The organism is Streptomyces sp. NPDC041191 (genome assembly GCF_055591945.1).
Genome location: NZ_JBVIZC010000010.1, coordinates 171,659 through 184,258, shown reverse-complemented (window position 1 = coordinate 184,258; position 12,600 = coordinate 171,659). Strand labels below are relative to the sequence as shown.

The window sequence follows — 12,600 nt, the reverse complement described above, 5'->3', positions numbered from 1 at the left end:
TTCGTTCGCACTCGTCGGGGGGCGGACCACCGGAGGGAGCCATCGCCATGGCACGCAGCAGACTCACTCCCGAGCGGGAGACCGAGCTGTACACGGCCGTGCTCGACCTCCTCCGCGAGGTCGGCTACGACGCCCTCACCATGGACGCCGTCGCCGCCCGCACCCGCTCCAGCAAGGCCACCCTCTACCGCCAGTGGGGGAGCAAGCCCGAGCTGGTCGCCCGGGCGCTGCGCCACAACAAGCCGGCCGACCTCTCCGAGATCGACACCGGCTCGCTGCGCGGCGACTTCCGGGCCATGCTCGAACGGACCGACGACTGCCAGATGGAGAAGGACTCCGCGCTGATGCGGGGCCTGGCCCACGCCGTCCACGACAACCCCGACCTGCACCGGGCGCTGCGCGAACTCCTCATCGAACCCGAGATGACGGCCTTCCGCGAAGTGCTGCGCCGGGCGGTCCGCAGGGGCGAGGTCGACGCCGGCAACCCGGCGCTGGACCTCGTCCCGCACATGCTGGTCGGGGCGCTCGTCGCCCGCCCGCTGATCGAGGACCGGCCGGTCGACCACGCGTTCCTCAGCTCCTACGTCGACGCCGTCGTGCTCCCCTCACTCGGCGTCCGGCACCCCTGACCCCACCGCACCACACCCCCTGACCGCGTACCGCTCACGCCGTCGGGCCGGCTCCCCCCCGTCCTGTCCCGCCCCACACCGGGAGTACGCACCCGTGGCCACCTTCCTCTACAAGCTGGGCCGCTCCGCCTTCCGGCGCCGCCGGCTCGTCGCCCTCCTCTGGGTGGCGCTGCTCGCGGTCGCCGGCGTCGGCGCCGCGACCGCGCCCGCCGCCACCTCCGGCTCCTTCTCGATACCCGGCACCGAGGCCCAGCGCGCCTTCGACCTCCTCCAGGAGCGCTTCCCGGACGCCGGGGCCGACGGAGCCACCGCCCGCGTCGTCTTCAAGGCCCCCGAGGGCCGGAAGGTGACCGATCCGGCGCACAAGGCCGTCGTCGAGCGGACCGTCGCCGCGCTCAGGTCCGGCTCGGACCAGATCGTCTCGGTCGCCGACCCGTACACCGCGCACGCCGTCTCCCGGGACGGCTCCACCGCCTACGTCTCGGTCGCGTACGAGGTCAACGCCATGGAGCTGACCGACGCGACGCGCGAGGCGCTCCGGGAGGCCGGGCACGACGCGCAGGGCAAGGGGCTGACCGTCGAGATCGGCGGCGACGCCCTCCAGACCATGCCCGAGACCGGGGCGGGCGAGGTCGTCGGCGTGGTCATCGCCGGCATCGTGCTCGTCGTCACCTTCGGCTCGCTCGTCGCCGCCGGACTTCCGCTGCTCACCGCGATCGTCGGCGTCGGCATCGGCGTCTCCACGATCACGGCGCTCGCGAACGTCCTCGACCTGGGATCCACCACCTCCACCCTCGCGATGATGATCGGCCTCGCGGTCGGCATCGACTACGCCCTCTTCATCGTCTCCCGCTACCGCGCGGAGCTGGCCGAGGGCCGGGGGAAGGAGGAGGCCGCGGGCCGCGCCACCGGCACGGCGGGTTCCGCCGTCGTCTTCGCCGGACTCACCGTCGTCATCGCCCTCGTCGGCCTGGCCGTCGTCAACATCCCGATGCTGACGAAGATGGGCTTCGCCGCCGCCGGCACGGTCGTCGTCGCCGTCCTCATCGCGCTCACCCTGATACCGGCCCTGCTCGGCTTCGCCGGGGACAGGGTCGTGGGCCGCAAGGCGCGCAAGGGTGCGGAGAAGGGTTCCGGGGCGGAGACCGGCAAGCCGAACGGCGGCACCCGCTGGGCCCGGTTCGTCCTCCGCCGTCCCGTCCTCGTGCTCCTCGTCGGCGTCCTCGGCCTCGGCGCGATCGCGGTTCCCGCCGCCTCCCTGGAGATGGGCCTCCCGGACGACGGCGTGAAGCCGGTCTCCGCCACCGAGCGCCGGGCGTACGACCTGCTGTCCGACGGCTTCGGCCCCGGCTTCAACGGCCCGCTGCTCGTCGTCGTGGACGGCGACCGGGCCACCGCCGACAGGACGGTCTCGGCGATCAAGGGCCTCGAAGGCTGGGCCGCCGTCACCCCGGCGACCCCGAACAAGGCCGGCGACGCCGCGATGATCACGGTGGTCCCGAAGGACCGCCCGTCCTCGGTCGCCACCGAGAACCTGGTCCACGACATCCGGGAGGCCACCGGCGACGAGGTCCTCGTCACCGGCGCCACCGCGATGAACATCGACTTCTCGCAGAAGATGAACGACGCCCTGGTGCCCTACCTGGCCCTCGTCGTCGGCCTCGCCTTCCTGCTCCTGACCCTGGTCTTCCGTTCGGTGCTCGTCCCGCTGAAGGCGGCCCTCGGCTTCCTGCTCTCGGTGGTCGCGGCCCTCGGCGCGGTCGTCGCGGTCTTCCAGTGGGGCTGGCTCGGAAGCCTCTTCGGGGTCGAGCAGACCGGTCCGGTCATGTCGATGATGCCGATCTTCATGGTGGGCGTCGTCTTCGGCCTCGCGATGGACTACGAGGTCTTCCTCGTCACCCGGATGCGCGAGGCGTACGTGCACGGCGAGCGGCCCGGCGAGGCGATCGTGACCGGCTTCCGGCACAGCGCCCGGGTGGTCACCGCCGCCGCCGTGATCATGATCGCGGTCTTCTCCGGCTTCATCGGGATGACCGAACAGATGATCAAGATGATCGGCTTCGGCCTGGCCATCGCGGTCCTCTTCGACGCCTTCGTGGTCCGCATGGCGATCGTCCCGGCCGTCCTCGCGCTCCTCGGCCACCGGGCGTGGTGGCTGCCGAAGTGGCTGGACCGCGTCCTGCCGAACGTGGACGTGGAGGGCGAGGGGCTCGCCGCGCACACCGACGGAACCGGCGGGTCCGGTACGGACTCGAAGCCGGACCTCGTGAAGGTCTGACGGACCGGTCCGCACGGCTCCCGGAGAAGCGCGCCGGGAGCCAGGCGGACCGCGCTTCCCGCCCGCACGCCGTCCGCGCGTCCTTCAGGGGCGCGCGGACGGCGCGCGCGTACCGGCGGCGGAGGGGGAGGAGTACGTGTGCCGCAGGAAGCGGACCAGGGCGGCGGTGTCGAACTGGACCACCTCCACCCCGTCCTCCGTGTGGAACTCGACGACCGTCTGCACCCGGCCGCAGGGCCACACCCCGATGTCGCCGCGCCGCACCGGGGTGCGCAGGCCCTTCTCCAGGAGGGCGCGCGGGAAGGACCACTCGACGGCACCCGGGAAGACGAACCGGACGGTCGCCGGGGAGAAGTCCGGGTCGTACCGGAGGGCGACCGGGACGGGCCGGGAGAGCGGCGCGTCGCCGATGATCCGGCCCTTGGCGCGATCGTCGACTGCGGGGGCGGGTGCGGCGGCCATCGGGAACTCCTGAAAGTTTGTCCTTTTGTCGACCGATAGTCCGCTTCTTCCCACCGTTCCGCACGTCATGCGCGGACGGGCGCGGGCGTGATGTGACCCATGCGCTCTTGCGACCTCTTCGCAGGAACCCCCATCATGCCGACGTGCACGTACCCGACGGATTCATCAACGCCCCCGTATCGGCCGCCGCCGGTGTCGCCGCCGCTGGCGCCGTCGCCGCCGCCCTGCGCGGGGCCCGCCGCGAACTGGACGAACGGACGGCGCCGCTCGCCGGCCTCGTCGCCGCCTTCGTCTTCGCCGTCCAGATGCTGAACTTCCCGGTCGCCGCCGGAACCAGCGGGCACCTCCTCGGCGGCGCGCTCGCCGCGATCCTCGTCGGTCCCTGGACCGGCGTGCTCTGCATCGCCGTCGTCCTGCTCATGCAGGGCGTCCTCTTCGCGGACGGCGGCCTCACCGCCCTCGGCGTGAACATCACCGTCATGGGCGTCGTCACCGTCGTCACGGCCTACGCGCTGTTCCGGGGCCTCGTCCTGGTCCTGCCGCGCACCCGCCGCTCGGTCACCGTCGCCTCCTTCGCCGCCGCGCTCGTCTCCGTACCGGCCGCCGCCGCCGCCTTCACCCTCCTCTACGCGATCGGCGGCACCACCGACGTCCCCGTCGGCAGGGTCCTCACGGCCATGGTGGGCGTGCACGTCCTCATCGGGATCGGCGAGGCCGTCATCACCACGCTGACCGTCGGCGCCGTCATCGCCGTCCGCCCCGACCTGGTGTACGGCGCGCGCGGCCTGACCGCCCCGCTCAGGCTCCGGGTGGACGGCGACCTGGTCGACGCCGCACCCGCCGCCCCGGCCGCACCCGCCCAGGGCTCCCCCCGGAAGCTGTGGATCGGCGGCGTCGTCACCGCCCTCGTCCTCGCCGGCTTCGTCTCCTTCTACGCCTCCGCCAGCCCCGACGGCCTGGAGAAGGTCGCCGCCGACCAGGGCATCGACGCCAGGACCGAGGAGCACGCCGCGGCGGGCTCGCCGCTCGCCGACTACGGCGTCAGGGACGTCGCCGACGCCCGCCTCTCCGGCGGTCTGGCCGGCGTCGTCGGCGTGGGCGCGACCCTGGCCGTGGGCACCGCCGCCTTCCGGGTCGTGCGCCGCCGCCGGGCGCGCGCCGAAGCCGAAGCGGCCTGACGTGGGAGCGGGCCACGTCCACCGGCTCTACCGGCACGGGGACTCACCGGTCCACGCCCTGCCCCCGCACACCAAGCTCGTCGCCGCCCTCGGCTTCGTCGTGGCCGTCGTCTCCACGCCCCGCGAGGCCGTCTGGGCCTTCGCCCTCCACGCCGCGCTCCTCGGGGCCGTGGCGGCGACGGCCCGCGTCCCGGCCGGACTCCTGCTCCGGCGGCTCCTCGTCGAGGTGCCGTTCGTCGCCTTCGCGCTGCTCATGCCCTTCGTCGTGCCCGGCGAACGGACCGAGGTCCTCGGGATCTCCGTGAGCGTCCCCGGCCTGTGGGGCGCCTGGAACGTCCTCGCCAAGGGCACCCTCGGCGTCGCCGCCTCCGTGCTCCTCGCCGCCACGACCGAGCTGCGCGCCCTGCTCCTCGGCCTCCAGCGGCTGAGGCTGCCGCCGCTGCTCGTCCAGATCGCCTCCTTCATGATCCGCTACGGCGACGTCGTCACCGACGAGATGCGCCGCATGTCCGTGGCCCGCCGCTCGCGCGGCTTCGAGGCGAGGGGCGTGCGCCACTGGGGCGTCCTCGCCAAGTCCGCCGGGGCGCTCTTCATCCGCTCGTACGAGCGCGGGGAACGGGTCCACCTGGCCATGGTCAGCCGCGGCTACACCGGTACCGTGCCCGTGCTCGACGAGACGGCCGCCACCCGCGCCCAGTGGGCGCGCGCCGCCGTGCCGCCCCTCACCGCCCTCCTGATCTGCCTCCTGGGACGGGCCCTGTGACCACGCCCCCCTCCCTCGACGTGCGCGGCCTCGCGTACGCCTACCCCGACGGCCACCAGGCCCTCTTCGGGGTGAACCTGACCGTCGGCCGCGGCGAACGGGTCGCCCTCCTCGGCCCCAACGGCGCCGGGAAGACCACCCTCGTCCTGCACCTCAACGGCATCCTCACCGGCGGCGCGGGCACCGTCACCGTCGCCGGGCTCCCGGTCGGCGCGACGCACATGGCCGAGATCCGGCGGAAGGTCGGCATCGTCTTCCAGGACCCCGACGACCAGCTGTTCATGCCGACCGTCCGCGAGGACGTGGCCTTCGGCCCGGCCGCCGCCGGACTGCGCGGCGCCGCGCTCGACGCCGCGGTGCGGCGCGCCCTGGAGCGGGTCGGGATGGCGGAGTACGCCGACCGGCCGCCGCACCACCTCTCCTTCGGGCAGCGCCGCCGGGTCGCCGTGGCGACCGTCCTCGTCATGGAGCCGGAGATCCTCGTCCTCGACGAGCCGTCCTCCAACCTGGACCCGGCCTCGCGCCGCGAGCTGGCCGACGTCCTGCGTTCCCTGGACGTCACCGTCCTGATGGTCACCCACGACCTGCCGTACGCCCTGGAGCTGTGCCCCCGCGCGGTGGTCCTCAGCGAGGGCGTGATCGCCGCCGACGGGCCGACCGGCGAACTCCTCGCGGACGAGGGGCTGATGGCCCGGCACCGCCTGGAGCTGCCGTTCGGCTTCGTGCCCCGGCCGGTGGCCTGAGGGCCCCGGGCCCGTTCCCCCGCGCGCCGCGTTGCACCATGGAGGGTCGGAACACGGCGAGACGAGGAGCGGGAACGTGGACGTCCGGGGCACGGTGGCGGCGGGCTGGGAGCCCGTCCGGGACGCCTTCCTGCGCAACTTCGAGCAGCGCGGCGAGCGCGGGGCGGCCGTCGCCGTCCACCGGGACGGCGTGAAGGTCGTCGACCTCTGGGCGGGCAGCCGGGACGTCGATGGCGGGGCCGGCGAGGCCGGTGGGGCCGGTGGGGCCCCCTGGACCGAGGACACCGCCCAGGTCGTCCGCTCGGCCACCAAGGGCGTCGCCGCCGCCGTCCCCCTCCTGCTGCACCAGCGCGGCCTGCTCGACCTGGACGCCCCCGTGGGCACGTACTGGCCCGAGTTCAAGGCGGCGGGCAAGGACCGCGTGACCGTGCGGGACCTCCTCGCGCACCGGGCCGGCGTGCCCGTCCTCGACCGGCCCCTCACCCTCGCGGAGGCCGCCGACCTGCCGACGGCGACGGCCGCGATCGCCGCCCAGGCCCCCGTCTGGGAGCCCGGCACCGCCCACGGCTACCACGCCCACACCTTCAGCTGGCTCCTCTCCGGCCTGGTCCACCGGGTCACCGGCCGCACCGTCGGCCGCTGGGTGGCCGAGGAGATCGCCGTGCCCCTCGGCCTGGACCTGTGGATCGGCCTGCCGGACGCGGAGGCCCACCGGGCCGGCCGCATCGGCCCCGTCGAGGAGACCGAACCGGCCGGGAGCGGCGCGCTCCGGCTGCGCCCCAAGCGCGCGGTCACCGAGGCGTACCGGGACCCGGGCTCCCTCACCCGGCGCGCCTTCGGCGTCATCGACCCGGCGCCCGACGAGAACGACCCGGTCTACCGGGCCGCCGAACTGCCCGGCTCGGCCGGCGTCGCCACCGCCCGCGCCCTCTCCCGCTTCTACGCCGCCACCCTGGGCCCGGTGGAGGGCGCCGGGCGCCTCTTCGCCCCGGCGACGGTCACCCTCGCCCGCACCGAGGAGTCCGCCGGGCAGGACCGGGTGCTGCTCGTCGGCACGCGCTTCGGTCTCGGCCACATGCTGCACGGTCCGGCCTCCCCGCTCCTCGGCCCCACGTCCTTCGGCCACCCCGGCCGGGGTGGCTCCCTCGGCTTCGCGGACCCCGAGTCCGGGACGGCCTTCGCGTACGTCACCAACGGCATGCGGAAGACGGTCACGGCGGACCCGCGCGCCCAGGCGCTGGTACGGGCGGTGCGGTCGGTGACGCCGTGACGGGCGGTGCGGCCGCCGCCCCGTGACGAGTAGGGTCGACGCGCCGGAGAGCAGACCTGCCGCAAGGGGAGCGAGACGCATGACCGCGAACGACCTGGCACACGACGCGCACGACACGCACGACGCGCACGCCCCGTACGCCACGTACGAGAAGCTGCTCGCCCTCCTCGACGAGCGCGGGGCCGCCCACCGGGTGATCGAGCACGCCCCCGAGGGCGCCACCGAGGCGGTCAGCGCGCTGCGCGGCAACGCGCTCGCGCAGGCGGCCAAGTGCATCGTCGCCATGGTCAAGATCGGCAAGAAGGAGAAGCGGTTCGCGCTCGTCGTCGTACCGGGCGACCGGCGGGTCGACCTGGCGGCGGTGAAGGCGCTGTACGGCGGCACCTACGTCTCCTTCGCCTCCCCCGGGATCGCGGAGGAGCTGGCGGGCTCCCCGAGCGGCACGATCCTGCCGTTCTCCTTCGACGAGCGCCTCGACCTGGTCGTCGATCCGGACCTGCTGGTCCACGAGGAGATCTACTTCAACGCGGCACGGCTCGACCGCTCGCTCGCCCTGTCCGTGGAGGACTACCGGTCCGTCGCGGAGCCGCGCGTCGCCCGCGTGTCCACCGTCTGACGGCCGGCCGCGGGGCCTGGTGCGACGGGCGCGCCGGATGTTGTGATCACCCCATGGATCTCAGGGAACGGTTCGGCGGGTACGGAGTACTGATCACGGGCGCGGCGCGCGGCATCGGCGCGGCCACCGCCCGGCGTCTCACGGCGGAGGGCGCGCGGGTCCTCGTCGCGGACGTCGACGAGGAGGCGGCCCGGGCGACGGCCGAGGAGCTGCCGGGGGCGGTCGCCGTGCGGTGCGACGTGGCCGACCAGGAGTCGGTGGACGCGGCCGTCGCGCACGCGGTGGAGGTCTTCGGCGGCCTGGACGTCCTCGTGAACAACGCCCTGGGACAGGTGGCCCCCGACCGGGACCGCTTCGAGGACGAGCCGGACGAGGTCTGGGCCGTCCAGCACGACGTCACCTTCATGGGCGCCGTCCGCTGCGCGCGGGCGGCCCTGCCGCACCTCGCGGCGGGCGGGCGCGGGGCGGTGGTCACCATCGGCTCGGTCAACGCCCAGGCGGACTTCGGCAACCACGCCTACAGCGCCGCCAAGGCGGGACTCGCCTCCCTCACCCGCACCCTGGCGGGCGACGCGGCGGCGCGCGGGGTCCGCGTCAACCAGATCGACCCGGGCACGATCGCGACCAGGGCCTGGGCGGGCAAGGAGGCCGGGCTCGCCGCGCTCGCCGAGCGGGTCTACCCCCTGGGCCGCGTCGGCACCCCCGACGACATCGCCGCCGCCGTCGCCTTCCTGGCCTCCCCGGACGCCTCCTGGATCACCGGCACGGTCCTGCGCGTCGACGGCGGCCTCCTGGCGGTGAACAAGCACTTCCGGGAGGTACTGGGGGACTGAACCGGACACGGACGGCGGTACGCCGGTGGGCATGGGCGGCGTCCGGCGGGAAAGTCGCCAGGTATGACACCCACATCGAAGCCGGGACAGGGCGACCACCGGGGACGCCACGACGCCGACCGTGCCACGGGGCCCGGCGGGAACCGGGAGGTTTCCGCCGGACCGGACGCGGAGGTCGAGGAGCGGGCGCCGGACCAGCTGTCCGAGCTGCCCAAGCGGTCGTGGAAGGCCGTACTGAAGGGCACGCTGAAGGAGTTCCAGGACGACGAGCTCACCGACCGGGCCGCGGCGCTGACCTACTACGGGGTGCTGGCGCTCTTCCCGGCCCTGCTCGTGCTGGTGTCGCTCCTGGGGATCGCGGGGGACTCGACGACCCAGCGGGTGATGGACAACATCCAGAAGCTGGCCCCGGGCCCGGCGCGCGACGTGATCACCGACGCGGTCCGGCAGCTGCAGGGCAACGCCGGCGTCGGCTCGTTCATGGCGGTCGTCGGCCTGGCCGTGGCGGTCTGGTCCGCCTCGGGGTACGTCGCCGCCTTCATCCGCTCCTCCAACGCCGTCTACGACATGCCCGAGGGACGCCCGGTCTGGAAGGTCCTGCCGCTGCGGCTCGGGCTGACCGTCGTCCTGATGGTCATCGCCGTCGTCAGCGCGCTGATCGTGGTCTTCACCGGCGGCCTGGCCCGGCAGGCGGGGGCCGCGCTCGGCGTGGGCGACACCGCGGTGACGGTCTGGTCGATCGCGAAGTGGCCGGTCCTGGTCCTGCTCGTCACGCTCATGATCGCCCTCCTGTACTGGGCGGCCCCGAACGCCAAGGGCCGCGGCTTCCGGTGGGTCACCCCCGGGAGCTTCCTGGCGCTCGCCATCTGGATGGCCGCCTCGGCGGGCTTCGCCTTCTACGTCGCGAACTTCGCCTCGTACAACAAGACGTACGGGGCCCTGGCCGGCGTGGTCGTCTTCCTGGTGTGGCTGTGGATCACCAACCTCGCGATCCTGCTCGGTCTGGAGTTCGACGCCGAGATGTCCCGGCAGCGCGCCGTCGCCGGCGGCCATCCGGAGGACGAGGAGCCCTACGTCGAGCCCCGGGACACGCGGAAGTGGAGCGACGAGGACCGCCGTCGCCCGGAGGAGTGAGCACCGTGGGGACGGACACCGCGCGCGGGCCGGACACCGAGCACGGGCCGGACACGGTGTGGGACGGCGGCGCACGGGGAGACGGACGCGCATGAGAACTCTGGCGACACTGCGCGAGCGCGACCACCGGCTGACCAGACGGATGGCCGCCTGGGACTCCCCCTGGGCCCGTCGGGTCCTGCCCCCGGTGGAGGAGGCGGCGCAGCGCACGAAGCTGTGGTGGGCGGCGGCCGTGCTCATGGCGGCCTGCGGGGGCGGAAGGGGCCGGAGGGCGGCGGTCGCCGGGATCACGGCCATGACGGTGGCCGAACTGCTCTCCAACGGGGTCGCGAAACAGCTGGTCGAACGGCGCCGGCCGCCGGAGGAGTGGATTCCGCACGACGACGTGGAGGACCGCCCCGACAGCTCCTCCTTCCCCTCGGGACACACCGCCGCGGCGGTCGCGTTCACCGCGGCCGTCGCGCCGTCCTGGCCCCCGGCGGGGGCCGCCTGCGCCGTACCGGCGGCGCTGGTGGCGGTCGAACGGGTCCACAGCGGCGCGCACTACCCCTCCGACGTGGCGGTCGGCGCCGCGGTCGGCGCGATGGCCGCCGCCCTGGTCAGGAAGGCGCCCGGCCTCCTGGCCCGGAGCGCGCCCGGCCTCCTCGCCCGGCGGGTGCCGGGCCTCCCGGTCCGCCGCCGGTTCCGGCCCTGACGGCCGTCGAGTGATCCGGGGGACGCGGGGTACACGGCCTCCGACGACCGGCGAGCCCTACGGGGACCCGCCGCATCCGCCCGGACGGCACCGGCCCCGCCGGTCCGGCCGGCGGACCCGGCAACGCATCGAAGAGGCCGGCGACCGCCCTCGCGCGGAACGGACCCGGCCGAGCACACGGAGGAAGTGGTGAGTTCCATGAGCACCGCCGGACGGCCGGACCACGGCAGTACCGCCGACGCGTCGGTGGGTGAGCTCGTCTCACGGGCCTCGCAGCAGATCTCGGAGCTGGTCCGCGACGAAATGCGGCTGGCCCGTGCCGAGATGACCCGAAAGGGCAGGCGCTACGGCGTGGGCGGCGGCCTGTTCGGCGGCGCCGGCCTGCTCGGCGTCCTGACCGCGCAGGCCCTCGTCGCGGCCGGGATCGCCGCCCTCGCGCTGGTCCTCCCGGTCTGGGTGGCGGCCCTGATCGTCGCCGTCCTGCTCGCGGGGGCCGCCGCCGTGGCGGCGGCAGCGGGGAAGAAGCAGATCGACAAGGCCGGCGCGCCCGCGCCCCGGCAGACCATCGACAACGTCAAGGCCGACGTGGCCGAGATCAGGGAGAAGGCCCACCGATGACCGACCGTTTCCAGCAGGACCAGTCCGCGCCCACCCTGGAGGAGCTGCGCGAGCAGGCCGAGCACACCCGCGACGAACTCGGCCGGACCGTGGAGGCGCTGGCGGCCAAGGCCGACGTCAAGGCCCAGGCCAAGGAGAAGGCGGCCGAGGTGAAGGCCCAGGCCAGGGAGAAGGCGGCCGACGTCAGGGACCAGACCATGGTGAAGGCGGCGGAACTCCAGGAGCAGACCATGGTGAAGGCGGTCGAGCTCCAGGAGCAGACCAGGGTGAAGGCGGCCGAACTCCAGGAACAGGCCGCCGAGAAGACCGCGCTCGTCACCGGACGGCTCCGGGAGGGGACGGTGAAGGCCGCGCGGCTGATGAAGGAGAAGACCCCCGACCCGGTCCTCGACCGGACGGCGCAGGCCGCCGCGCAGCTCCGCGACGGCGCGGCCCGCGCCGGTCACCTCGCCGCCGAGAAGACCCCGGAGCCGGTGCGCGAGAAGGCCGGAGCGGTCCTGGCCGGGGCGAAGGACCGGCGCGTCCCGCTCCTCGTGGCGAGCGCCGCGCTGGCCGCCTTCCTCCTCCTGCGCCGGCGACACGGGCGCGGCTGAGGCCCCCGGGCGGCGCGTCCGCCCGGGACGGCGGGGGCCGTTCCTCGCGGGACCGTCGTGCACGGGTCCCGCGAGGAACGGCCCCCGCCGTCGTCCGGAGACAGTCGTCCGGAGACAGTCGTCCGGAGACAGTCGTCCGGAGACCGGAGACCGGAGACCGGAGACCGGAGACCGGAGACCGCAGACCGGAGACCGCAGACCGGGAGCCGTCGGCCGCGCGCCGGGGCCGGACCGGGGCAGGGGAAGCGGAACGTCCGCGTCCCCGGACGGATATCGCGCCACGAGCCGGGCACACGAGGTCCATGCACGGACAACACGCGCGTCCCACGGGCAGCACTCCGTTCCGTACCGCCCCCTCGGCCGGCCCCAGACACTCGCGGCGGGGCGGGATGGTGGTCCGCCTCCGCCGCCGGTTCCTCGCGTACGGGGCGATCGAGTTCCTGTCCACGCACATCCCGGACGGTTCCGGTCCCGGTGAGGAGTGCCTGCTCCTGGTCCACATCCGCAAGGTCGTCGGCCGGGTCCACTACCGGATGTGCGCGGAGTGCTCCCGGGGCGTCATCACGGCCGTCACCGTGGAAGAACGCTTCCGCACCAGCGGTCTGGGCACCCGGGCCCTCTCGCACCTGCGCTCCCGCCACCCGGGGGTCGCCTGGCGCAGCACCCTGACCGTGCGCGCCACCCGCGACCTCCTGCGCCGCATGCGCATCCCCACGACCGCCCCGGGCGCCCTCTGCCCGCACGCGGACGCCCCGCCGCCCGTCCCGGCCGGCACCACGGCCTGAACGG

The 12,600-nt window shown here is 74.5% G+C and carries 14 protein-coding genes; 13 read left to right on the top strand and 1 reads right to left on the bottom strand.

Translation table 11 applies throughout. The features are described from left to right. Nucleotides 1–47 precede the first annotated feature (47 nt). Together ACZ6AQ_RS21070 and ACZ6AQ_RS21065 are read left to right on the top strand one after the other, a co-directional pair. Nucleotides 48–629 carry a TetR/AcrR family transcriptional regulator gene (locus ACZ6AQ_RS21070; RefSeq protein WP_468761266.1) on the top strand — a complete coding sequence of 194 codons (582 nt, stop codon included), beginning with the start codon at nt 48–50 and terminating at the stop codon, nt 627–629. A 94-nt stretch (nt 630–723) separates the two neighbouring features. Beyond that, complete coding sequence (locus ACZ6AQ_RS21065) at nt 724–2,907, top strand: MMPL family transporter (RefSeq protein WP_468761264.1); 2,184 nt, start codon at nt 724–726, stop codon at nt 2,905–2,907. A gap of 84 nt (nt 2,908–2,991) precedes the next feature. Here ACZ6AQ_RS21065 and ACZ6AQ_RS21060 read toward each other — a convergent pair whose 3' ends face one another. Continuing rightward, on the bottom strand, nt 2,992–3,369 hold the full coding sequence (locus ACZ6AQ_RS21060; protein WP_468761262.1) for an SsgA family sporulation/cell division regulator: 378 nt from the start codon (nt 3,367–3,369) through the stop codon (nt 2,992–2,994). A 143-nt stretch (nt 3,370–3,512) separates the two neighbouring features. On the opposite strand from ACZ6AQ_RS21060, the gene ACZ6AQ_RS21055 reads away from it, so the two are divergent. The 11 genes from ACZ6AQ_RS21055 to ACZ6AQ_RS21005 all read left to right on the top strand — a co-directional run bounded on the left by ACZ6AQ_RS21055 (nt 3,513) and on the right by ACZ6AQ_RS21005 (nt 12,596). Continuing rightward, the gene (locus ACZ6AQ_RS21055; protein WP_468761260.1) at nt 3,513–4,547 is read left to right on the top strand and encodes an energy-coupling factor ABC transporter permease; all 1,035 of its coding nucleotides are present in this window, start codon (nt 3,513–3,515) and stop codon (nt 4,545–4,547) included. A 1-nt stretch (nt 4,548) separates the two neighbouring features. Further along, nucleotides 4,549–5,310, top strand: a complete 762-nt coding sequence (gene cbiQ / locus ACZ6AQ_RS21050) for a cobalt ECF transporter T component CbiQ (RefSeq protein ID WP_468761258.1) — start codon at nt 4,549–4,551, stop codon at nt 5,308–5,310. Further along, a complete protein-coding gene (locus tag ACZ6AQ_RS21045) occupies nt 5,307–6,053 on the top strand; it encodes an energy-coupling factor ABC transporter ATP-binding protein (RefSeq protein WP_468761256.1) in 747 nt (248 codons plus the stop codon). The genes cbiQ and ACZ6AQ_RS21045 overlap by 4 nt, the downstream gene beginning before the upstream one ends. A gap of 76 nt (nt 6,054–6,129) precedes the next feature. After that, the gene (locus ACZ6AQ_RS21040; protein WP_468761254.1) at nt 6,130–7,323 is read left to right on the top strand and encodes a serine hydrolase domain-containing protein; all 1,194 of its coding nucleotides are present in this window, start codon (nt 6,130–6,132) and stop codon (nt 7,321–7,323) included. Between the two features lie 79 nt (nt 7,324–7,402). Then, nucleotides 7,403–7,939: a YbaK/EbsC family protein gene (locus ACZ6AQ_RS21035; protein ID WP_468761252.1), complete on the top strand. Its 537-nt coding sequence runs from the start codon at nt 7,403–7,405 to the stop codon at nt 7,937–7,939. A gap of 53 nt (nt 7,940–7,992) precedes the next feature. Next, a complete protein-coding gene (locus ACZ6AQ_RS21030) occupies nt 7,993–8,772 on the top strand; it encodes an SDR family NAD(P)-dependent oxidoreductase (RefSeq protein ID WP_468761250.1) in 780 nt (259 codons plus the stop codon). 63 nt (nt 8,773–8,835) lie between these two features. Then, nucleotides 8,836–9,906 carry a YihY/virulence factor BrkB family protein gene (locus ACZ6AQ_RS21025; RefSeq protein WP_388692625.1) on the top strand — a complete coding sequence of 357 codons (1,071 nt, stop codon included), beginning with the start codon at nt 8,836–8,838 and terminating at the stop codon, nt 9,904–9,906. A gap of 91 nt (nt 9,907–9,997) precedes the next feature. Next, complete coding sequence (locus ACZ6AQ_RS21020; RefSeq protein WP_468761248.1) at nt 9,998–10,600, top strand: phosphatase PAP2 family protein; 603 nt, start codon at nt 9,998–10,000, stop codon at nt 10,598–10,600. A gap of 198 nt (nt 10,601–10,798) precedes the next feature. Further along, nucleotides 10,799–11,218, top strand: a complete 420-nt coding sequence (locus ACZ6AQ_RS21015; protein ID WP_468761246.1) for a phage holin family protein — start codon at nt 10,799–10,801, stop codon at nt 11,216–11,218. Beyond that, nucleotides 11,215–11,811, top strand: coding sequence for a DUF3618 domain-containing protein (locus tag ACZ6AQ_RS21010; RefSeq protein ID WP_468761244.1), 597 nt, complete (start codon nt 11,215–11,217; stop codon nt 11,809–11,811). The genes ACZ6AQ_RS21015 and ACZ6AQ_RS21010 overlap by 4 nt, the downstream gene beginning before the upstream one ends. Nucleotides 11,812–12,200: 389 nt before the next feature. Further along, the gene (locus tag ACZ6AQ_RS21005; protein ID WP_468761242.1) at nt 12,201–12,596 is read left to right on the top strand and encodes a hypothetical protein; all 396 of its coding nucleotides are present in this window, start codon (nt 12,201–12,203) and stop codon (nt 12,594–12,596) included. Nucleotides 12,597–12,600 lie beyond the last annotated feature (4 nt).